This is a genomic window from Psychroserpens sp. (genome assembly GCF_045105015.1).
In the GTDB taxonomy this organism is placed as follows: Bacteria; Bacteroidota; Bacteroidia; order Flavobacteriales; family Flavobacteriaceae; genus Psychroserpens.
The window spans coordinates 21783-44176 of record NZ_JBGCCX010000011.1; the positions used below are offsets into that span (position 1 = coordinate 21783).

Annotated in this window: 28 protein-coding genes; 24 read left to right on the forward strand and 4 right to left on the reverse strand. The window is 31.6% G+C overall.

Annotated elements, in window-relative coordinates; translation table 11 throughout:
* Window positions 1–54: 54 nt before the first annotated feature.
* The gene (locus AB8B90_RS00665) at window positions 55–906 is read right to left on the reverse strand and encodes a DUF2911 domain-containing protein (protein ID WP_405332607.1); all 852 of its coding nucleotides are present in this window, start codon (window positions 904–906) and stop codon (window positions 55–57) included.
* A gap of 101 nt (window positions 907–1007) precedes the next feature.
* Between AB8B90_RS00665 and AB8B90_RS00670 the strand changes: the two genes are divergently transcribed.
* The 20 genes from AB8B90_RS00670 (at window position 1008) to AB8B90_RS00765 (ending at window position 16215) form a co-directional block, all read left to right on the forward strand.
* Window positions 1008–1664 carry an MIP/aquaporin family protein gene (locus tag AB8B90_RS00670; RefSeq protein WP_405332609.1) on the forward strand — a complete coding sequence of 219 codons (657 nt, stop codon included), beginning with the start codon at window positions 1008–1010 and terminating at the stop codon, window positions 1662–1664.
* Window positions 1665–1763: 99 nt separating this feature from the next.
* Window positions 1764–2420 (forward strand): TetR family transcriptional regulator C-terminal domain-containing protein, encoded by a 657-nt coding sequence (locus AB8B90_RS00675; RefSeq protein WP_405332679.1) that lies wholly within the window; start codon window positions 1764–1766, stop codon window positions 2418–2420.
* Between the two features lie 9 nt (window positions 2421–2429).
* Entirely contained in the window at window positions 2430–3743 is a 1314-nt protein-coding gene (locus tag AB8B90_RS00680; protein ID WP_405332612.1) for an ABC1 kinase family protein, read from the forward strand.
* Window positions 3740–4354 carry a flavin reductase family protein gene (locus AB8B90_RS00685; RefSeq protein WP_405332615.1) on the forward strand — a complete coding sequence of 205 codons (615 nt, stop codon included), beginning with the start codon at window positions 3740–3742 and terminating at the stop codon, window positions 4352–4354. The genes AB8B90_RS00680 and AB8B90_RS00685 overlap by 4 nt, the downstream gene beginning before the upstream one ends.
* A gap of 25 nt (window positions 4355–4379) precedes the next feature.
* Window positions 4380–5804: an SDR family oxidoreductase gene (locus tag AB8B90_RS00690; RefSeq protein ID WP_405332617.1), complete on the forward strand. Its 1425-nt coding sequence runs from the start codon at window positions 4380–4382 to the stop codon at window positions 5802–5804.
* Entirely contained in the window at window positions 5797–5940 is a 144-nt protein-coding gene (locus AB8B90_RS00695) for a DUF2256 domain-containing protein (protein WP_405332620.1), read from the forward strand. The genes AB8B90_RS00690 and AB8B90_RS00695 overlap by 8 nt, the downstream gene beginning before the upstream one ends.
* Window positions 5916–7226 (forward strand): DASH family cryptochrome, encoded by a 1311-nt coding sequence (locus AB8B90_RS00700; protein ID WP_405332623.1) that lies wholly within the window; start codon window positions 5916–5918, stop codon window positions 7224–7226. Before AB8B90_RS00695 ends, AB8B90_RS00700 begins: the two co-directional genes overlap by 25 nt.
* Window positions 7227–8759 carry a cryptochrome/photolyase family protein gene (locus tag AB8B90_RS00705; RefSeq protein ID WP_405332626.1) on the forward strand — a complete coding sequence of 511 codons (1533 nt, stop codon included), beginning with the start codon at window positions 7227–7229 and terminating at the stop codon, window positions 8757–8759. It begins immediately after the preceding gene.
* Complete coding sequence (locus tag AB8B90_RS00710; RefSeq protein ID WP_405332629.1) at window positions 8749–10221, forward strand: deoxyribodipyrimidine photo-lyase/cryptochrome family protein; 1473 nt, start codon at window positions 8749–8751, stop codon at window positions 10219–10221. Before AB8B90_RS00705 ends, AB8B90_RS00710 begins: the two co-directional genes overlap by 11 nt.
* Before the next feature lie 139 nt (window positions 10222–10360).
* Entirely contained in the window at window positions 10361–10786 is a 426-nt protein-coding gene (locus tag AB8B90_RS00715) for a hypothetical protein (protein ID WP_405332632.1), read from the forward strand.
* A gap of 2 nt (window positions 10787–10788) precedes the next feature.
* On the forward strand, window positions 10789–11061 hold the full coding sequence (locus AB8B90_RS00720; protein WP_405332634.1) for a TIGR03643 family protein: 273 nt from the start codon (window positions 10789–10791) through the stop codon (window positions 11059–11061).
* Between the two features lie 55 nt (window positions 11062–11116).
* Window positions 11117–11812, forward strand: a complete 696-nt coding sequence (gene folE, locus AB8B90_RS00725; RefSeq protein WP_405332637.1) for a GTP cyclohydrolase I FolE — start codon at window positions 11117–11119, stop codon at window positions 11810–11812.
* 4 nt (window positions 11813–11816) lie between these two features.
* Window positions 11817–12041 (forward strand): hypothetical protein, encoded by a 225-nt coding sequence (locus AB8B90_RS00730; RefSeq protein ID WP_299339285.1) that lies wholly within the window; start codon window positions 11817–11819, stop codon window positions 12039–12041.
* Window positions 12042–12113: 72 nt separating this feature from the next.
* Window positions 12114–12797 (forward strand): SDR family NAD(P)-dependent oxidoreductase, encoded by a 684-nt coding sequence (locus tag AB8B90_RS00735; RefSeq protein ID WP_405332641.1) that lies wholly within the window; start codon window positions 12114–12116, stop codon window positions 12795–12797.
* 1 nt (window position 12798) lies between these two features.
* On the forward strand, window positions 12799–13338 hold the full coding sequence (locus AB8B90_RS00740; RefSeq protein ID WP_405332644.1) for a glutathione peroxidase: 540 nt from the start codon (window positions 12799–12801) through the stop codon (window positions 13336–13338).
* A gap of 7 nt (window positions 13339–13345) precedes the next feature.
* Window positions 13346–13519: a Lacal_2735 family protein gene (locus AB8B90_RS00745; RefSeq protein ID WP_405332647.1), complete on the forward strand. Its 174-nt coding sequence runs from the start codon at window positions 13346–13348 to the stop codon at window positions 13517–13519.
* Window positions 13519–13980 carry a TspO/MBR family protein gene (locus AB8B90_RS00750; protein WP_405332649.1) on the forward strand — a complete coding sequence of 154 codons (462 nt, stop codon included), beginning with the start codon at window positions 13519–13521 and terminating at the stop codon, window positions 13978–13980. Before AB8B90_RS00745 ends, AB8B90_RS00750 begins: the two co-directional genes overlap by 1 nt.
* Window position 13981: 1 nt before the next feature.
* A complete protein-coding gene (locus tag AB8B90_RS00755; protein ID WP_405332652.1) occupies window positions 13982–14449 on the forward strand; it encodes a cell division inhibitor in 468 nt (155 codons plus the stop codon).
* Window positions 14450–14464: 15 nt separating this feature from the next.
* Window positions 14465–15769, forward strand: coding sequence for a cryptochrome/photolyase family protein (locus tag AB8B90_RS00760; protein ID WP_405332655.1), 1305 nt, complete (start codon window positions 14465–14467; stop codon window positions 15767–15769).
* A gap of 77 nt (window positions 15770–15846) precedes the next feature.
* The gene (locus AB8B90_RS00765; RefSeq protein WP_405332658.1) at window positions 15847–16215 is read left to right on the forward strand and encodes a SnoaL-like domain-containing protein; all 369 of its coding nucleotides are present in this window, start codon (window positions 15847–15849) and stop codon (window positions 16213–16215) included.
* Window positions 16216–16271: 56 nt separating this feature from the next.
* Here AB8B90_RS00765 and murA read toward each other — a convergent pair whose 3' ends face one another.
* From murA to AB8B90_RS00780, 3 genes are all read right to left on the reverse strand, one after another.
* Window positions 16272–17588, reverse strand: a complete 1317-nt coding sequence (gene murA, locus AB8B90_RS00770; RefSeq protein WP_405332661.1) for a UDP-N-acetylglucosamine 1-carboxyvinyltransferase — start codon at window positions 17586–17588, stop codon at window positions 16272–16274.
* A 10-nt stretch (window positions 17589–17598) separates the two neighbouring features.
* Window positions 17599–18243, reverse strand: a complete 645-nt coding sequence (locus AB8B90_RS00775; protein WP_405332664.1) for a DUF4290 domain-containing protein — start codon at window positions 18241–18243, stop codon at window positions 17599–17601.
* 88 nt (window positions 18244–18331) lie between these two features.
* Window positions 18332–18625 (reverse strand): DUF493 domain-containing protein, encoded by a 294-nt coding sequence (locus AB8B90_RS00780; RefSeq protein WP_405332667.1) that lies wholly within the window; start codon window positions 18623–18625, stop codon window positions 18332–18334.
* A 90-nt stretch (window positions 18626–18715) separates the two neighbouring features.
* On the opposite strand from AB8B90_RS00780, the gene AB8B90_RS00785 reads away from it, so the two are divergent.
* The 4 genes from AB8B90_RS00785 to AB8B90_RS00800 all read left to right on the forward strand — a co-directional run.
* Complete coding sequence (locus AB8B90_RS00785) at window positions 18716–19255, forward strand: AAA family ATPase (protein WP_405332670.1); 540 nt, start codon at window positions 18716–18718, stop codon at window positions 19253–19255.
* Window positions 19256–19257: 2 nt separating this feature from the next.
* Window positions 19258–21162, forward strand: a complete 1905-nt coding sequence (locus AB8B90_RS00790; protein ID WP_405332673.1) for an ATP-dependent DNA helicase RecQ — start codon at window positions 19258–19260, stop codon at window positions 21160–21162.
* Entirely contained in the window at window positions 21159–22112 is a 954-nt protein-coding gene (gene fmt / locus AB8B90_RS00795) for a methionyl-tRNA formyltransferase (protein ID WP_405332676.1), read from the forward strand. The genes AB8B90_RS00790 and fmt overlap by 4 nt, the downstream gene beginning before the upstream one ends.
* Window positions 22113–22307: 195 nt before the next feature.
* Window positions 22308–22394: HU family DNA-binding protein (locus tag AB8B90_RS00800; RefSeq protein WP_405332682.1), on the forward strand; the 87-nt coding region annotated here is incomplete at its 3' end.

Consider the following 22394-nt stretch of genomic DNA (forward strand, 5'->3'; position numbering starts at 1 on the left):
AAGGACCTTTTGAAATTCAAAAAGTCCTTTTTTTATTCTTTTAAAATTGAAGATTTACATTGCTCCCCATTCTTTTAATACATCTTCATTCTTTTTGATGTAAGCATCATATTTAGCTTCTTTTGCTAGAGCTAAAGATGACTTTGCAGCAGCAATGGCTTTATCTTTATTTCCTGCTTTTGCATGAATTAATGCTTGTTGGTGTATGTACCAAAATTTTGGTTCATCTTTGGTCATATCAATAGCCATATCAATCCATTTAACAGCTTTTTTAATATCATTGCCAGATTCTAAATGATAAACAGCTGACGCATAATAATCTGCTGCTGAAGGTCCATTCATTGTTTTATTAATATTAGCCATAACCTTATCATTTGTAGGTACTGTAAAAGGAATCCCAACATAAGATTTTTCCCAAATGATATCAATGGTACCTCCTGTATTAGAAATATTATTTATGTCGATTGTAAATGTTTCAACACTAAAAGGAATTTCCTCAACATCAACTTTTGCTGTTGCAACTACTTTATTGTCATCCCATTCTCTAGGTGACCCCCAATTTTCGGTATCACTATAAAACATCACATCCCATTGTTTAGCCGAATTTAACCTTGTAAAAATAGCATATGAACCTGCTTTTAAATCCTGACCAGCAACAGTTACGTCATCGCCAAATGTAATTATAGTATTCTTATTAGCTCCTGTTCTCCATACAGTACCCCAAGGCTCTAAACCTCCAAATATAGTTCTTCCTTTAACTCCTGGGCGAGAATATTCAATTGTAACATCTGTTAATCCCACTTTTTGCTCTACCTTTGAAAAAGGACTAGGTTGTGGTGTTTCAATTTGTGCGTTAGTATTGAATGCCATTGCAAAAACAGCAAATACAAGTAATAATTTTTTCATTGTGTTATATTTAATGATTAGTTTTAAACTTGCGTAAATTTACAAAGGAACTCAGCCTTTGGATGTTAATAAAACTATAAATTAAAACATATTAGATCTTGATGAAAAAATATATCGCTGAACTTATCGGAACATTTACAATGATTTTCTGTGGTTGTGGCGCTATGACAATCAATGAAATTACAGATGGCAGTATATCTCATGTTGGAGTAGCAATTACTTGGGGATTAGTTGTAATGTGCATGATTTATGCGTTTGGTGAAATTTCTGGAGCACATTTTAATCCAGCGGTTACTTTTGGCTTTGCTTTGACAAAAAAATTCGAATGGAAAGAAGTTCCTAAATATATTACCGCTCAAGCAATTGGAGCCTTTTTAGCATGCTTTTTACTGTGGTTTTTATTTCCTGAAAGTGAGACTTTAGGAAGTACTTTTCCTGCAAATGGTTTTGAACCCTACAAAGCATTTGTTTTAGAACTAATTCTCACCTTCTTTTTGATGGTCGTCATAATTAATGTTTCAACTGGAAGTAAAGAAATTGGAACGATGGCAGCTATTGCCGTTGGAAGTATTATTTTACTAGAAGCCATGTTTGCAGGTCCGATGACTAAAGCATCTATGAATCCTATCAGGTCATTAGCACCAGCTATTATTTCTGGTAATCTACAACACTTATGGCTCTATTTAAGCGCACCTTTTATTGGTGCATTCTTTGCTGTTATTAGCTGCAATTTGGTTAAAGATGATAATTGTTGCTAGTTAAAATTCTTTTCTAACATTTTTGTTTGTTAAAGTTTTGTTTAACTTATATTGAAAATAATTAAACATTTTGTATCTTTACATCATAATTGGGAAATGATGGCTAAAAAGAAAAATTTAACAAGCAACGATATTATAGGATTTTACATGGATTATGTTTTAGAACACAACCATCAACCTAAAAATGTTTATTTATTTGCCAAAGCAAATAATATGGAAGAATCTAAATTTTATGAATTTTTTGGTTCTTTTGAGACTTTAGAAAAACAAGTTTTTAAAGCTTTTTTCGACAATACACACAAAGCTCTATCAAAAAGTGAAGATTATCAATCATTTGATGCTCGAAACAAATTATTAAGTTTTTATTTCACTTTTTTTGAAAACCTTTCTGCTAATAGAAGCTATGTTATTTATGCACTTAACAATCATAAAAATAGCTTGAAAAGCTACAAAGCCCTTTCAGAATTAAAACATGTATTTACAAACTACATTGACAACATTGGCATAGAACTTATCGAAATCAAACAAGAACAAATCGATAAAATTCAACGTAGAGGTTTAAAAGAGACGGCTTGGTTACAACTTTTGTTGACCATGAAATTTTGGATTGACGATACTTCGTCTAGTTTTGAAAAGACAGATATATTCATCGAAAAATCTGTAAATACAACTTTTGATGTTTTGGATATAGCTCCAGTAAAAAGTCTAATTGATTTAGGAAAGTTCCTCTACAAAGAAAAAATTCACATGAATTAATAGTTACATATGAAAACCATTGACAACATACCTACTTCTAAAATTCGTCGCGCTTCTAAGCTTGTTTCAACAGGTGCAAAAGTTGGTGTAAATTATCTTAAATATTATGGGGATAAATTAACAAAGACTGAAATTGAAGCAAAAGAGCGTTTAAACGAAAACAACGCATCAGATATATATGATGGTTTAAAACAACTTAAAGGTAGTGCCTTGAAAGTTGCACAAATGTTAAGCATGGAAAAAAGCATTATGCCACAAGCATATGTTGAAAAATTTTCATTAGCTCAGTTCTCTGTGCCTCCTTTATCTCCGCCTCTAGTTATAAAAACATTTAAAACTTATTTTGGTAAACTACCAAATGAACTCTATGATACTTTTAATGCAACGTCAGTAAATGCTGCCAGTATTGGACAAGTCCATGTGGCAACAAAGGATGGGAAAAAACTTGCTGTGAAAATTCAATATCCAGGCGTTGCAGAAAGTATCGCAACAGATCTTGCAATGGTTAAACCTATTGCAATGAGTATGTTCAATATTAAGGGAAAAGGTTCTGATAAATATTTTAAAGAAGTTGAAAATAAGCTTGTTGAAGAAACTGATTATATTTTAGAGGTACAACAAAGTAAAGAAATATCAGAAGCTTGTAAACATATAGAAAACCTAAAGTTTCCAAATTATTATGAAGACCTCTCTAATGAGCGCATCATAACAATGGATTTCATGCAAGGAGAACATTTATCTGAATTTGCTTCACACAATAAAAATCAAGACGCAGCTAACCGTGTTGGTCAAGCCTTATGGGATTTCTACATGTATCAAATTCATAAATTGAAAAAAGTGCATGCAGATCCACATCCTGGAAATTTTTTAATATCTAATAAAGGTGAGCTTATTGCGCTAGATTTTGGTTGTATGAAAACTATTCCAGAAGAATTTTACATTCCGTATTTTGAATTAGCACAAGAAGAAAATATTTCTAACATGAAATATTTCACAAACAAATTATATGAACTTGAAATTCTTAGGGAAGACGATTCTAAAGAAGAAATTGTGTTCTTCACAGAGATGTTCCACGAAATGTTAAGTTTATTCACGCAGCCTTTTCAATCAGAAACTTTCGATTTTTCAGACGAATCTTTCTTTGGTAAAATTGCTGCTTTAGGTGAAAAGTATTCAAAAAATACAGAACTCCGTAAAATGAATGGTAATAGAGGCTCAAAGCATTTTATTTATATGAATAGGACATTCTTTGGTTTATATAATTTAATGTTCGACCTAAAAGCCAAACACATTTCCATCAATAATTTTCAAACCTTAAAATGAAATATTTTACCAATGAAGATATTGACAACTTTCATCACTTATTTCGAATAAATCTAATAAATAGTTGTTCAGGTTACAAGTCTGCAAATCTTATTGGGACTACTTCCAAAGATGGGAGTGAAAATGTAGCCGTTTTCAGTTCTATAACTCATATTGGTTCAAATCCACCAATGCTAGGTTTTTTTTTAAGACCTACTACAGTATTACGTAATACATACGAAAATATAAAAGCAACAGGATATTATACTGTGAATCATATACACGAAAGTATTTTAAAAGATGCACACCATACATCAGCAAAATACGATGCAACGGTATCAGAGTTTGACAAAACCAATTTGGCTCCAGAGTATAAGAATGATTTTAAAGCACCATTTGTAAAAAAAGCGCCCTTACAATTGGCTATGAAATATGTTGAAGAATATGAAATAAAAGCTAACAATACCATTTTAGTTATCGGAAAAATTGTTGGACTACATATTCAAGAAGCTTTAATTGAAGAAGACGGGTTTATAAATTTATCTAAAGCGAGAATTGCTACAATTAATGGATTAGATGGCTATGCAATTCCAAAACTGAAAACACGTTTTGGTTATCAAAGACCCAAATAAACAACTGAAGTCTAAAAATTATAATATGAAAGTTTTAGTAACAGGTGCAACAGGTTATATTGGAAAACGACTAATTCCATTACTTGCTAATGATGGACATCATGTAGTTTGTGCTGTTCGTGATAAACTTCGCGCTGATAAAACTTATATTGAAGATGACTTTATCGATGTTATTGAAGCAGACTTTCTAAAACCAGAAACTTTAAACAATATTCCAAAAGATATTGATGTTGTGTATTATCTAATACACTCAATGTCTAATACCTCAAAAGATTTTGAGGCTCTTGAAGAACAATGTGCTATAAACTTTAAGAATTATATTCAAACAACTAACACTAGACAAGTTATTTATTTAAGTGGCATTACAAATGAAGATGAATTGTCAAAGCATTTGCAATCTAGAAAAAATGTCGAAGACCAATTAAAATCTGATGCTTATGCTTTAACTATTTTCAAAGCTGGAATCATAGTCGGATCCGGTAGTTCGTCTTTTGAAATTATTAGAGATTTAGTTGAAAAACTACCATTTATGATTGCTCCTAAATGGTTAAACACAAAGACACAACCTCTTTCTGTTAGAGATGTTTTAGCTTTTTTGCACAGAAGCTTCGATAGAAAAGAGACTTTCAATAAAACTTATGATGTTTTCGGTCCTGAAATTTTAACCTACAAAGAAATGCTTTTACAGTTTGCCAAAGTTAGAGGATTAAAGCGTTACATTTTAACAGTACCAGTTATGACACCAAAGTTATCTTCTTACTGGCTTTATTTTGTGACATCTACTTCATATAAACTCGCAACTTCTTTGGTTGACAGCATGGGAGTTCAAATTATTGGTAAACCTAGTGATATCAATAAATTACTAAAAGTTAGTCCAATGACTTATAAAAAAGCAGTGGAATTAGCTTTTGAAAAAATAGAACAAAATAGTATTGTTTCAAGTTGGAAAGATTCAATGATTAGTAGTGGTCGACTTAGAAACAATCTTCATAAATACATCAATGTTCCGAAATTTGGATGCTTTAAGGATTATAAAGAACGTAAAGTTATAAACGACAAAAAGACAGTAGACAAAATCTGGAGTATTGGTGGAACCAACGGATGGTACTACGGTACTTTTCTATGGAAAATTAGAGGGTATTTAGATAAGCTTTTTGGTGGGATTGGTTTAAGACGAGGAAGAACAAGTCCTACTGATTTAGATGCTGGTGATGCCTTAGATTTTTGGCGCGTCATTTTTGCAGACAAAAATCAACAAAAATTATTGCTATATGCAGAAATGAGACTACCTGGTGAAGCTTGGCTGGAATTTAAAATTGAAGATGGATTTCTAAAACAGACAGCTACATTCAGACCTCGTGGCCTTTGGGGTAGATTATATTGGTATAGTGTTTTACCATTCCATGGAATTATTTTCAATGGAATGATAAATAAACTAGTAGATGTATAAACTTAAAAAAGAACATCTACCAACAAAAATTTGTCATACTTGTGGATTTCCATATACCTGGCGAAAAAAATGGGAAAAGAATTGGGAACATGTAAAATATTGTAGTGAAAGATGCAGACGACAAAAAAAGAAATAGGATTAGTTTGGTTTAGAAGCGACTTAAGAACACAGGACAATAGTGTATTGCAGAATGCAATTAAAAATCACAAATCTGTGATTGCTTGTTATTGTTTTGACCCAAGACATTTTGAAACCAATCCGTTTGGTTTTAAAAAAACTGAACAATTTAGAACACAATTTCTTATTGAAACGATTAAAGATTTAAAACAAAACTTAAAGGCTTTAAATATTGAATTGTTTGTCGCAATAGATTATCCTGAAAGTACATTAAACACACTTGTTAAAAAGTTTGACATTTCTTCAATATATGTTCAAAAAGAATGGACTAGTGAAGAAATAACTACTTTTGAAAACGTTCAAAAGAATTTACCTCAAAGTATAAATTATTTTGAAACCTTTGACCAATTTTTATTCCACCCTGCGGATATCTCAATGGGATTTCCTGCAATTCCTAAAGTATTTACAGAATTTAGAAAAAAAGTTGAGACATACAGTCGCGTCCGTTTTTCAATAGAGAATACTAAAGCTGAACCTATAAAAGACATTATTAATGAGTCCACAATTCCCAATCTCAAAGATTTAGGTTTTGATGACTTTGAAACACATCCAAACTCAGCATTTCCATTTAAAGGTGGAGAATCTAATGCTTCAAAAAGATTGCATAATTATTTTTTTGAAACCAAAAAATTAGGGTTCTACAAGAAAACAAGAAATGGCTTAGTTGGCACAGATTTCAGTTCTAAATTTTCACCATGGCTAGCTAACGGAAGTATTTCTGCAAGAACAATCTATTGGGCAGTTAAAACCTTTGAAAAAGAACATTTTAAAAATCAGTCTACCTATTGGCTCATCTTCGAATTAATATGGAGAGACTATTTTAAATACATATCACTAAAACATCAAAACAATATATTCAAAATTGGAGGCATTCTAAAAAAAGACTACCAATGGCAAACAGACAAATATTTAGTTAACAAATGGATTAATGGAGAGACGCGTTCATCTTTTGTAAATGCGAATATGATAGAACTCAAAAAAACAGGCTGGATGAGTAATCGTGGACGACAAAATGTAGCGTCTTTTTTCTCGAAAGAATTACTTTTAGATTGGAGAATTGGTGCTGCCTATTTTGAATCCCTACTTATCGATTACGATGTGCACAGCAACTATGGAAATTGGATGTATGTTGCTGGAGTAGGCAATGATCCTAGAGACCGAAAGTTTAATGTTGATCTTCAAGCTGAACGTTACGATCCAAATGGTAAGTATCAAAACATTTGGCTACAACAGGTTTTATTTTAGATGAAAACATTACGACTCATACTTGGCGACCAATTAAACATAAAGCACTCCTGGTTTAAAAAGAGTGATGATTCCATTGTGTATTGTTTATTTGAAATGCGCCAAGAAACTGACTATGTGAAACATCATGTACAAAAAGTTATTGGTTTTTTTGCTGCCATGCGCCAGTTTGCTGAAGTTCTTAAATCAAATGGACATCATGTTGTTTATTACAAAATAAATGATTCAAATAACAAACAAAATTTATTAGACAACCTCAATCAACTCATACAAGATTTTAATATTGAACATTTTGAATTCATTCTTCCAGATGAATATCGATTAGACAAGCAGCTCCATACATTTACAGACCAATTACACATCTCTTATACTTCTAATTCTGCAGAACATTTTTACACCAACCGAAACGACCTCGCTGATTTCTTTGAAGGAAAAAAACAATACCTCATGGAAAACTTCTATCGCGATATGCGCAAGAAACATGATATTCTAATGATAGCTGGTCAACCAGAAGGTGGCAAATGGAATTACGACAAAAGCAATCGTAATAAATGGAAAGGCGAAGTTAAAATCCCATCTTATAAATGGTTTAACAACAACGTAAAAGAGGTTGTTTCAGATATTAAAAAAGCAAAGATTATAACTTTCGGAAAGTTTAAAAACGACACATTCAACTACCCAATAACAAGAGCACAAGCAATAGATCAGCTTAAATATTTTTGCGAAGAATTACTCATTCATTTTGGAACTTACCAAGATGCCATGCATACAGATGAAGAATACTTATTTCATTCGCGGCTATCATTTGCTATGAATCTAAAACTGATTTCCCCAAAAGATATCGTAATATCTGTAATGAATTATTACAGAAAACATATCGAAGACATTAATATATCTCAAGTTGAAGGTTTTATAAGACAAATCATTGGCTGGCGTGAATACATGAGAGGTATGTATTGGGCATTTATGCCTAATTATAAAAATTTAAATGAATTAGATAATACAAACAAATTACCTGATTTTTTCTGGACTGGAGACACTAAAATGAATTGCTTAAAACATGCCATTAATAATTCTCTTGATAATGGATATGCTCATCACATTCAACGTTTGATGATTACAGGCAATTATGCGTTGTTAACACAAACCAATCCAGGCGAGGTTGATGATTGGTATTTAGGGATCTACGTAGATGCTATTGAATGGGTTCAGCTTACTAATACACGTGGTATGAGTCAATTTGCTGACGGAGGAAAAATAGCCACGAAACCTTATGTATCCTCCGGTTCTTACATTAACAAAATGAGTAATTACTGTAGTAGTTGTCATTACAATCACAAAAATAAAGTTGAAGAAAATGCCTGTCCATTTAATAGTTTGTATTGGAATTTCCTTGATGATAAGCGTGAGCAACTTGGCAACAATTTTAGAATGAAGATGATGTATAGCTTACTAGATAAAATGGATAAGCAAGATCTTCAAAAGATAAAAGAAAAAGCAAAACATATTATTTTAAATCAAGATGATTATTAATGGCCCAAAAATAAATTTGGTATGGCTTAAACGTGATCTGCGTTTAGAAGACAATGAAGCTATTTTTAACTCAATTGCGTCTGGTAAACAAACACTATTACTTTATGTTTTTGAAACCATTTTATTAGAAGACAATCATTATAGCGAGCGTCATTGGAACTTCATTAAAGAATCTATTCGTGATTTAAATGAGAGATTAAAACCTCTCAATTCCAAAATTCTTTCAGTTGAAGCCGATATGATTTCTGTTGTAAATAAACTTATTGAGTTTTATACTGTAAGAGATATCTATTCACATCAAGAAACTGGAATTCTTGTAACCTACAATCGTGACAAAGCATTTAAACGTTATTGTAAAAATAATTTAATCAAATGGCATGAAAACATTAATAATGGTGTACAAAGAGGTTTAAAAAATCGTGATAAATGGACAGAATTATGCAATACATATTTTGAAAAAGAACCACTACCGTTTACCCCTTCCAAAAATCAATTATTAAGCATAGATGAAATTGAAAATCTTGAAAAAGTATTATCTGTCCCATCCTTATCAACTCCAAAAGAATCACCATTCCAAAAAGGTGGACGCACTACTGGGTTAAGATATTTAAATACATTTCTAAACAAACGCTATGAAAACTATATGTTTCACATTTCGAAACCAGAATTAGCGCGCAAAGGATGTAGTAGATTATCACCATATATAGCTTGGGGGAATTTATCTATAAGAGAAGTATATAGAAAAGCGTACATTTTAAAGCAAACTTCAAAACACAAAAAACCTCTAGAAGCTTTTATGTCTCGTTTAAGATGGCAAGCACATTTTATTCAAAAATTTGAAATGGAGCACACAATGCAAGAAGAAAGTATAAATAAAGGCTTTCACAAATTAAAAAAAGACATTTCAAAACAATATCAAGACGCTTGGAAATCTGGTCAGACAGGTTTTCCCTTAATTGATGCTTGCATGCGTTGCCTAAATGAAACTGGATATTTAAATTTTAGAATGCGTGCCTTAGTCGTTTCATTTTTCACGCACAACTTATGGCAACCATGGCAAGAATGTTCTCAACATTTATCAAGGATGTTTTTAGATTTTGAACCGGGCATACACTTCCCGCAACTTCAAATGCAAGCTGGAGAAACTGGCACAAATATGTTAAGAATATATAATCCAATCAAAAACGGACTAGAACATGATCCTGAAGCTAATTTTATAAAAAAATGGGTTCCAGAATTAAAAAACTTAGAGACACCATTTGCTCATGAGCCATATCTTATGACCCAAATGGAACAACAGCTTTATAACTTTCACTTAGGAGAAGATTATCCAAATCCAATCATTGACTCAGAACAAACACGTAAAAAAGCTTCAGACACCTTATGGAACTTAAGAAAAAACACACTTGTGCGTACTGAAAGTAATAGGATATTAAAAAAACATACGCTTCGAAACAAATAAACAAGATTTTAAATACGTAATTATCAACTACTTATTGTCATAATAAATTAAATCAATAGTGATATGTTAATTTTTGTTTAATGTTATATATAAAACATTAAACATTTTGTAAATTTGAGTAATTCAAAAAAATATAAGTTTGATTTTAGATTCTACACATCCCAACAAAGAGCACAAACAGATCATTAAAGATTTGATTGGTGGTAAATATTCATTTTTTGATTCTATCAAAATGGGTGGTATTGGATCAAAACGAATGATAATTGAAGACGTTAGTCCGAACATGAAACAATACCTAAATAAAGTATCTGACATTAATTATGCAAATATTGAAATGCGTACAGATGGTATTATTATTTACATTAATAAAGGATTAAAAAATTACTCTTGGGTTATCCCTTATTATCAATTAGTAATTTACAAAACAAATGGCGCAAGTATTCATGCACAAGGAAAGTTTATTCATTTCAGAAATAACAAAACATTTAAAGAGAACAAATCATTTTTGGATAAGCTTTTAAATGCGAAAGTTAGTTATGATGAACAATTTAAATTTCAGTTTTAGTAATGATACTAGATACAAGAGCGACAGATAGAATAATAGAAATGGCTTGGGAAGACAGAACAACCTTTGAAGCTATTAAATTCCAATTTGGATTAAGAGAACAAGAAGTCATAGACCTTATGCGCAAAGAGATGAAACCTAAAAGTTTCAGAATGTGGCGCAAACGAGTTCAAGGTCGAAAAACAAAACATGAAAAGCTTAGAGTCTTTTCAGAAGGTCGATTTAAATGTTCTAGACAAAAACAAATTACACATAACTCAATTTCAAAACGATAACGTGCTTTGACTAAAGAGATGAGTTCCTAAGGACAGCACATAAAAAAGATACAATATGAGTACAAATATTTTAAAAGTAAAAACAAATGGTCACCAATTAAATGGTTTTTCTAATTCTGAAATCGGTGACGATCATCTTTTTACTGGTTTAGAAACACCAATGAAAAAAGATGCTTTTAAATTGAGTGATGACGAAAAAAAACAACGTATCGCCATTCTATTTGAAGAAATCATGGATGTTATGGGATTAGACCTTACAGATGATTCACTTCAAGGTACACCTAAGCGTGTAGCTAAAATGTATATTGATGAAATATTTTCTGGTTTAAATCCAGAAAACAAGCCCAAGGTTGCTCTTTTTGATAATAAGTATCAATACAATCAAATGCTTGTAGAGAAAAACATTACATTCTACTCCAATTGTGAACATCATTTCGTTCCTATTATTGGAAAAGCTCATGTAGCTTATATTTCCTCAGGAAAAGTTATTGGACTTTCAAAACTTAACAGAATAGTGCAATATTATGCCAAACGTCCTCAAGTACAAGAACGTCTTACAAATCAAATTGCAGAAGAATTAAAAGCAATATTGGAAACTGAAGATGTAGCTGTTATTATAGATGCTAAACATTTGTGCGTTTCGTCTAGAGGAATTAAAGATGATACATCAGCAACAGTTACTACATATTATGGTGGTCAATTTAACAAAGCAGAAAAAATAACAGAATTACACAACTATATAAATAATTAAGATTATGGAATTAATAAACAGAGCCTTAGAATTTGAGCAAAGAAAAATGAGATCATTATCAACAAGTGATCGTGTTAAAATTTCAAGAGAAGCAAAAGCTTTGATACTAGATTTAAATCAAATCTATAAAGAGCAGAAAGATCAAAAAATTATGGACATCATGAAGCGCTTAACTGTAATCAAAAGAAAAGTTGAAAAACGATTAAAAGGAGCGCCTTTAACAGCTTAAATACTATCTTAACATTCAAACGAGCGTAGCATTATAACACTTAACTGCGCTCGTTAATTTCAATAAATTAGAATGAAAACATATATCGTCATAGGTGGAAGCCGAGGTATTGGAAATGCCATAGTAAACCTTTTACTTGATAACCACAAGGTTATAAATATTAGCAGAACTAAACCTGAATTAACTCATGAAAACTTAGTTCATTATGATTGTGATGTTCTGAAAGACGAACTACCAGACTTAGACGTAGCTGATGGTTTAGTCTATTGTCCTGGAAGTATCAATCTCAAACCAATTCAACGTTATAAGTTAGACGATTTCAGATCAGATTATGAAATTAATGTTATTGGTGCTGTTAAAGTGATTCAAAAGTATTTGAATACAATCAAGGCAAGTCATAATCCTTCAGTAGTTCTCTTTAGTACTGTTGCAGCAAAACTTGGAATGCCTTTTCACGCTAGCATAGCAGCAGCGAAATCAGGTGTTGAAGGTTTAGTTAAATCTCTAGGTGCTGAACTAGCAACTTCAATTAGAATCAATGCCATTGCACCAACAGTGACTAACACAGAACTTGCATCAAAACTTTTGCGAAACGATAAAATGATTGACAACATTAAAGAACGTCATCCAATGAAAAAGTTCTTAGAACCACAGGATGTAGCTGGAATGGCTGATTTTTTATTATCAGACAAATCAAATGCAATTTCAGGTCAAGTATTTGAAATGGATTGTGGAATCGTCAGTTTCAAAATATAACATGAATCCAATAAAAATCTTTATGGCAACATTATTCTCTAAATCTAATCCTACAAAAGAAATTGAAGAGTCTTCAATTTATGATATTTCAATTCTAGGATTAAATGGAAAGCCGATACAACTTTCAAATTATAAAGGAAAGTACATCCTTTTTGTTAATGTCGCTTCAAAATGTGGATTCACACCTCAATATAAAGACCTACAAAAACTATATGATGCCAATAATGACAACCTCGTTATAGTTGGAGTACCATGTAATCAATTTGGAAAACAAGAGCCTGGTAATGCAAATGAAATTGAATCATTTTGTGAAGTTAATTATGGTGTAACTTTCCCCATAACTGAAAAAATTGATGTTAAAGGAAATAACCAGCATCCCTTATATCAATGGCTAACTCAGAAACAAAAGAATGGTATTAAAAATTCTAAAATAAAATGGAATTTTCAAAAATATCTTATTGGCCCTAATGGAGAATTCATCGATTATTATTTTTCGATGACCAGTCCAACAAGTTCAAAAATCACAAAACACTTAAAATAGAAAATAAATGTTTAAATTTTTCAAAAAGAAATCTGAAGTTGATAAACTTCAAAAAAGATACGAAAAGCTAATGAATGAATGGCACACTTTATCAGCTACAAATAGAGCTGAAAGTGATAAGAAATTTGCTGAAGCAACAAATCTTCAAAAACGAATTGAAGACCTTGTAAATCAAATTTAATGAAATTCATTAAGCCGTTTATAGCATTTCTAATCATAAATTTTGCTGCTCTAGCTATCGGTTCCACTTTTATGGCTGAAGGACCGAAAGGCGATTGGTATTTACAATTAGAAAAAGCGCCTTGGACTCCAGATGGATGGGTATTTGGAGCAGCATGGACAACCATAATGATTTGCTTTTCTATTTATATGGCATTTCTTTACTTAAATAAATGGACGAACAAAACCATCCTATTATTTGCAATTCAATTTATATTGAACGTGAGCTGGAATCTGTTTTTTTTCAACCAAAAACTCGTTGATATTGGTCTAATTAATATCATTTTGTTAACTATAATAGTGTTTGCGTTCTTATTTACATATGCCAAAGACTTAAAGTTGAAATCTATATTAATTTTACCATATGCGCTCTGGCTATGTATTGCCACATCACTTAATTTATACATCTTACTACATAATTGATATGAAGATTTACCGATTACACAAAAAGCAAAATTTACCAATTTCAATCGATACTGCTTGGGATTTTTTATCTGACCCTAAAAATCTTAAAACAATTACACCGGATTATATGGGATTTAACATCCTTTCTGGAGCAGACAGACCAATGTTTGCTGGACAAATTATTCAATATATTGTCACTCCTGTTTTAGGCATAAAAACTAAGTGGGTAACTGAAATCACACACAGCATTGATAAAAAATATTTTGTTGACGAACAACGTTTTGGTCCTTATGCACTATGGCATCACAAGCATTTCATAAAAGCCATTGATGGAGGTGTTGAAATGGAAGACATAATTGACTACAAAGTACCATTTGGATTTATTGGTCGGCTAGTTCATCCATTCATAGTAAAACCTAAACTCGAAGAAATATTCAATTATAGAACTAAGAAATTGGAAGAATTATTCGGAACTTACCAAAAATAAATACATACTACTTTAATGAAACAATCTCTGAATATTTTTTGGTTTAGAAGAGACCTTCGCTTAGATGATAATGTAGGTTTTTTTGAGGCGCTTAAAAGTAACCATCCAGTATTACCAATATTTATTTTTGATTCTGAAATATTAGACAAACTACCCGAAGATGATGCTCGAGTGACGTTTATCTATGATACGCTTCAAAACATGAGAGAGACTTTACAGAATGAGTATGGTAGTAGCTTAGCGATGTTTCATGGGAAACCTATTGATATTTATAAACAATTAATTGATCAGTATGCTATTAAAACAGTCTTTACTAATCATGATTATGAACCATATGCAACAGAGCGTGATTCTGAGATAAAAACATTATTATCAAAACATAATATCAAATTTAAAACGTATAAAGACCAAGTTGTTTTTGAAAAAGATGAAGTAGTAAAAAAAGATGGAAATCCGTATGTCGTTTATACACCATATATGAAAGTTTGGAAAGAAACTTTCAAAAATTATGAGTTAAAAAATTATGATGCAGAAAACTATTTTGATAATCTAGTAAAACATTCTAGGCTTCCAAATTTAAGTTTAAGTGATCTCGGATTTAAAAAATCAACTCAAAAAATTGCAGATTTTACAATCACACCAACACTCATTCAGGAGTATGAAGAAACAAGAAATTTCCCAGCAAAGGATTCAACATCAAAACTAGGACCTCATCTTCGCTTTGGTACAGTAAGTGTCCGTAAAATGGTAAAAAAAGCAATTGCAGAAGACAATGAAATCTTTTGGCAAGAATTGATTTGGAGAGAGTTTTTCATGCAAATATTATGGCATTTCCCGCATACAAAGGATACATCATTCAAATCGAAATACGATAGAATTGAGTGGAGAAATAATGAAAAAGAATTCAAAATATGGTGTGAAGGCAACACAGGCTATCCCTTAGTTGATGCAGGTATGCGTGAATTAAATAAAACTGGATTTATGCATAATAGAGTTCGTATGCTCGTTGGAAGCTTTTTGTGCAAACATTTATTAATTGATTGGCGTTGGGGCGAAGCTTATTTTGCAGAAAAACTACATGACTATGAAATGTCAAGTAATGTTGGGAATTGGCAATGGGTAGCTGGATCTGGTGTTGACGCTGCTCCTTATTTTAGAATTTTTAATCCTACTTCACAAATACAAAAGTTTGACAAAAACCATGAGTATATCAAAAAATGGGTTCCAGAATATCAAGAACTCACCTATTCTCAACCTATAGTAGATCATAAAGAAGCCAGAGAACGCTGCTTAAAAACTTACAAAGAGGCTTTAAACTAGACTAAGATTAACATTACTTTTATATAGTTCTTAATCGTTTTTGATTAATTTTAGAAACAATCTAAAAATTAATTAAAATGAATACTAAAGATGTTGCTCAAAAATGGGCAGAAATGTGCAGAGAAGGTAAAAACCTAGACTGCATTAATGAACTATATTCTGAAAATGTAGTTAGTAAAGAAATGCCTGGAACACCAGGAGAATTAATCACAGGAAAACAAAACGTTTGGAATAAAAGTAAAGCATGGATGGATAGTGTTGATGATTTTCATGCAAGTTCTATAAGTGATCCTGTTGTCGCTGGAAACTTTTTTACTGCTAAAATGGGATTTGATTGCACTTTTAAAGAAAGTGGACGTCAGCAAATGGAGGAAGTATGCGTATATGAAGTACAAGATGGTAATATTGCTAGTGAGCAATATTTCTATACAATGCCAAATAATTAATAAGCATAAAAAAGCCTCATTTATTTAATGAGGCTTTTTTATATTTAGTTTCTATATTAATTACCTTCTACTCTAGTAATTTTTGCTCCAATAGCTCTTAGACGTTCATCAATATTCTCGTAACCACGATCTATTTGTTCAATATTATGAATTGTAGACGTGCCTTTAGCTGATAACGCTGCAATTAAAAGAGAAACACCAGCTCTAATATCTGGTGAAGTCATTGTAGTAGCCTTCAATTGTGATTTAAAATCATGTCCAATAATAGTAGCTCTATGTGGATCACAAAGAATAATTTTTGCGCCCATATCAATTAGCTTATCAACAAAGAACAAACGACTTTCAAACATTTTTTGATGCACAACAGCACTTCCTCTAGCTTGAGTTAATACCGTTAAAATAATACTTAACAAATCAGGTGTAAATCCAGGCCAAGGCGCGTCTGATACTGTTAGAATAGAACCGTCAATATAGCTTTGTACTTCATAACCATTAATGTGTGCTGGAATATGAATATCATCGCCAAGGCGCTCAATATTGATCCCTATTTTTCTGAATACATTTGGTATCTGACCAAGATCATCCCAACTAACATTGGTAATTGTTAATTCACTTTTAGTCATTGCAGCCAAACCAATCCAACTTCCTATCTCAATCATATCTGGAAGCATTCTGTGTTCAGTTCCTCCCAATGCTTTTACCCCTTCAATAATAAGCATGTTAGAACCTACTCCACTTATCTTAGCTCCCATCCTATTTAACATCTTACATAATTGCTGTAAGTAAGGTTCGCAAGCCGCATTATAGATTGTTGTTGTTCCTTCAGCTAAAACTGCAGCCATGACAATATTAGCTGTTCCTGTAACTGAGGCCTCATCAAGAAGCATGTATGCTCCTGTAAGTTTATCAGCTTCAACACCATAAAACAAATCGTCTCTATTATACCTAAACTTTGCACCTAAATTAATAAACCCTTCAAAGTGAGTGTCTAATCTACGGCGACCAATCTTATCACCTCCAGGTTTAGGAATATACCCTTTACCAAAACGACCTAATAGTGGTCCGACAATCATAATAGAACCTCTTAGTCCTTTACCGTCTTCTTTGAATTCAGCAGATTCTAAATATTTCAGATTAACCTCATCAGCTTGAAATGTATAAGATCCTTTACCTACTTTATTTATTTTTACGCCAAGTTTTTTTAATAGGGCAATTAATTTATTAACATCAATAATATCTGGAATATTATCGATTCTAATTTCTTCATCAGTTAAAAGCACTGCACATAAAATTTGCAAAGCTTCATTTTTGGCTCCTTGAGGTTGAATTTTACCTTTTAATTGGTGACCTCCTTCGATAATAAATGTTGACATGTACTAGGTGTTAGTAACGTTTTCTATTTCGGTTAGAATTATTTTTTTTGTGATGAGATTTCTTATTATTAGAATATTTCTTTTTATTTCTCATCAAACTTGTAGAATCTGATAAATCTTCCGCACCTTCTTTTAAATTGATTTTCCCACCAGACAATTCATATAAATGATTAAAAATCACATAATCTTCTACAGTATCTTTGTTCCAATTTAAAAAACACTTTTTCATATGATTCGCAATCGTATATACTAAAGCCTCTTTTAAATCACCATCTTCCCATGTGTTAGCGACATCGATCATAGTTTTAATATTGTTTCCATAGAAACGATATTTTGGATGATTTTGAGGGTATCTTAAAGGTTCTGGTTTTTCGTTTAACTCCTCTTTAGAAGTAGTTGGGTATGGAGAATCTGCATCTAACTCAAAGTTAGCAATTATAAAAAGCTGATCCCAAAGTTTATGTTGAAAATCAGGCACATCTCTTAAATGAGGTTGTAAATTCCCCATCACATTTATGATAGATTTTGCAACTTTATTTCTTTCTTCTTTAGTAGGTAATCCTTTAGCGTAATTAACCATCTTCTGTAGATGTCTTCCATACTCTGGAATAATCAAATGTTCACGCTCTGTGTTGTATTCTATATCGTCAATCAAAATATATATTTGTGTAGTATTTGTAAATCATGCATGAAGTACTTCTGCATATGGTGCAAAATACAAAAAATAGTTATCAATTTAAAAATTAAAGTGAAATAACACCTTCTACTTTCTCAGCAACTTCTATATATTTAGATATCACAGCATCAGGATCTTTCATATTGACATTTACTGAAACACTCGTATAAGTACCTTTGCCAGACTCTTTAGTCGTAATAACTGCACCCAGATTATTAAATAAGTCTTCTATTTGAAGTATCTTTTTTTGGTCTGTTGGTACAATAAATTTGTATAAATATTCGGAAGGCCAGCTTGTTGTTTCATAAAGCTGAATTCTTAGTTTTTTGTAAAATTCTTCTGTTTTTTTATTTGAACTCATAATATTTCTTCTTCGAAAGCAAAGATACATTATAGTTACATTTTGCTTTGCATAATTAATTGTTAATTTTACAACCAAAACCTTGCCAATTTGAATACACGTAAAATCGTTATTACTGGTGGACCAGGAACTGGAAAATCATCAATTATAAATGAACTTATAAAACGAGGCTATACTTGCTTTGAAGAAATCTCAAGACAAGTTACTCTTGATGCTAGAAAAGAAGGTATTGACCAATTATTTTTAACCAAACCACTACTCTTCAGTGAATTACTTTTAAAGGCGAGAACCGAACAATATATAGACGCTAATAACACTAATAAAAATCTAGTGTTTTTAGATAGAGGCTTGCCTGATGTTGTAGCATATATGGACTATGCAAAAAGTAAATATCCGAAACATTTTACTGAGGTTTGTGACACTCATGTTTACGACAAAGTATTTGTGTTAGCGCCTTGGCAAGAAATTTTTGTTAGTGATAGCGAGCGTTACGAAAACTTTGATCAGGCCGTTGAAATTCATCATGCTTTATTAGACACTTATGAAGGATTTGGCTACGAACTTATAGATGTTCCATTTGACAGCATAGTAAAACGTGCAGATTTCATCATAGATGCTTTACATTTGTAGTAATGTCGCATCCTGTAAACATACTGGAACGTTATTGGAATCACACCTCTTTTAGATCACTTCAAGAAGAAATCATTAATGCGGTTTTAGACAACCAGGACACCTTTGTTTTATTACCTACAGGTGGAGGCAAATCCGTTTGCTTTCAAATTCCTGCGCTTATCAAAGAAGGTATATGTATTGTAGTATCTCCTCTTGTAGCCTTAATGAAAGATCAGGTTAAAAGTCTTAAAAACAAAGGCATTAAAGCGATGGCAATTACTAGTGGGATAAGTTACAATGAGCTTGACACTTTATTAAACAATTGTATTTATGGCAATTATAAGTTTTTATATCTTTCTCCTGAGCGTTTACAGCAAGACATTGTACAACAACGTATTCAGCAAATGAATGTAAATCTCATAGCTGTTGATGAAGCCCATTGCATCAGTCAATGGGGAAATGACTTTAGACCTACTTATAAAAAAATTAGAGTTCTAAGAGAATTGCAACCCAGTGTAAATGTAATTGCGCTAACAGCTACAGCTAAACCAAAAGTAATTCAAGACATCGTTTCTGAATTAGATTTTATTTCACCAAAGCTTTTTAAAGGTTCATTTAAAAGGCCAAACATTGCTTATAATGTCATACACAGTGAAGACAAATTTTATGATCTACAACGACTTTTAAAAACTTATAAGGGTTCTTCAATTATATATGTGAGAAGCAGAAAACTGTCTATAGAAATTCATGACCAATTAGAGAAATTTGGATTTAGCGTTACTTTTTTTCATGGAGGTATTCCAACAAAAGATAAGCAAGAGCGACTTGACCAATGGATGAACAATCGAAAAGAAATCATGGTCGCCACTACTGCTTTTGGTATGGGAATTGATAAACCTGATGTAAAAACAGTATTTCATATCAATCTACCTGAAAGCTTAGAAAGCTATTATCAAGAAGCAGGACGTGCTGGCAGAAATAATGCCAATGCCTATGCTATATTATTAACTAATAAATCTGACGAACAACGTCTTAAAAACCAATTCATAAACACTTTACCTTCAATAGATTTTATAAAAACAGTGTACAGAAAACTCTGCAATTATTTTCAAATATCTTATGGTGAAGGTGAATTTTCATCACATCAATTCAACTTTAACGATTTTTGTAAAGCTTACGATTTTAAAACAACTCAAACGTATAATGTGCTTCAGATTTTAGATCGAAATAGTATAATAAAACTCTCACAACAGTTTAATTATAAAACTACACTACAATTCATTATTAGTAATACGGCTTTATTTTCGTATTTAGAGCGACACAAACATGTCGAACTTATCGTAAAATCAATTCTCAGAACTTATGGTGGTATTTTTGAGCATGCATTAGCAATTAATTTATCGCTTATTGCCGGAAAGACTTCAACGTCTGAAAAACAAATTATTGCCATTTTAGAACAGTTAGATAAAGATGAAGTAGTAAATTTCAAATATTCAAACACAGATTCTGAAATTACATTCTTACAGCCCAGAGAAGACGATAAAACCATCAATAGAATCACAACTATTGTTAAGCAACAACAAAATCTAAAACATCTTCAGGTGAATGCTGTATTAACTTATGTGAAAACTGATTCAGAATGTAAACAATTACAATTATTAAAGTATTTTGGAGAAGCCTCAAACGAAACCTGCGGAAAATGTTCTGTTTGCATATCAAATTCAGATAAAACAACTACTTCAGATTTAAAAATCATTCAAAAACACATCATTTCTAAAATAGCAGAAGAAGCATGTAATTCTAGAGTACTAACTGAAGTATTGCCTTATAAAGAGACACAAATATTAGAAGTATTAAAGCTGTTATTAGAATATCAAATCATTGAAATGACAGCCTCAAACACATATAAAATAGTATCACAATGAATAAAGACACAATAAGAATTGTATTTATGGGTACACCAGATTTTGCAGTGGATTCATTAAAAAGTTTAGTTGATGCCCAATACAAAATTGTTGGTGTTATTACTGCACCAGATAAACCTGCAGGTCGCGGAAGAAAACTAAACGAATCTGCCGTTAAAAAATATGCGCAATCTGAAGGGCTGCCTATATTACAGCCTACAAATCTAAAGGCTGAATCTTTTCTTGAGGAACTGAGAGACTTAAACGCTAATTTGCAAATTATAGTTGCATTTAGAATGTTACCTGAAGTCGTTTGGAGCATGCCGAAACTTGGTACTTTTAACCTGCATGCGTCACTATTACCGAACTACAGAGGTGCTGCTCCTATTCACTGGGCTATAATTAATGGTGAAACAAAAACAGGTGTAACCACTTTTTTTATAGATGAAAAAATTGACACAGGGGCAATGATTCTTCAGGATGAAATTAAAATTGAAGACGATGAAACTGTAGGGTCACTTCATGATAAACTGATGTGCATTGGAAGTAACTTGGTCTTAAAAACAGTTGAACTTATTGAAAATGATAATGTAAATACTACTATTCAACCTAAAACTGAAAATCTAAAAACAGCATATAAACTAAATAAAAACAATTGTAAAATTGACTGGACATTATCTATTGATGCTATTTATAATAAAATAAGAGGCTTAAATCCCTTTCCAGCAGCATGGACTCACCTTAAAAATGGAGAAGAAACTTTAAGCGTTAAAATATTTAAAGTTGAAAAAGAAATTGATAAGCATAATTTAAACATTGGAATTCTTGTCACTAACAAAAATGAATTAAAAGTTGCTGTAAAAGAAGGCTTTATAAATATTAAAGAAATTCAGTTACCAGGCAAACGAAAAATGGATGTAAAGTCTCTGCTAAATGGATATCATTTTGAAGAAAACGCAAAACTGCTTTAAACCCTCATTCTCATTGATATTGCAAAAAATCCGATAAAACGCACATCCTTTATTAACAAATCTGTTAAGTTATCAACAAATAACCGTATTTCCCTTGCTATTACTTGCGTAGATGGATTTTACATATAAATTTGTAGACGGATTTAACATAATGTTTAACCCAACTATATATTAATAATTTAAAATTTAATTTTTATGAACAAAACAGATTTAATCAATGGAATGGCAGAAAATGCTGGAATTACAAAAGCAGCTGCTAAGAAAGCATTAGATTCATTATTA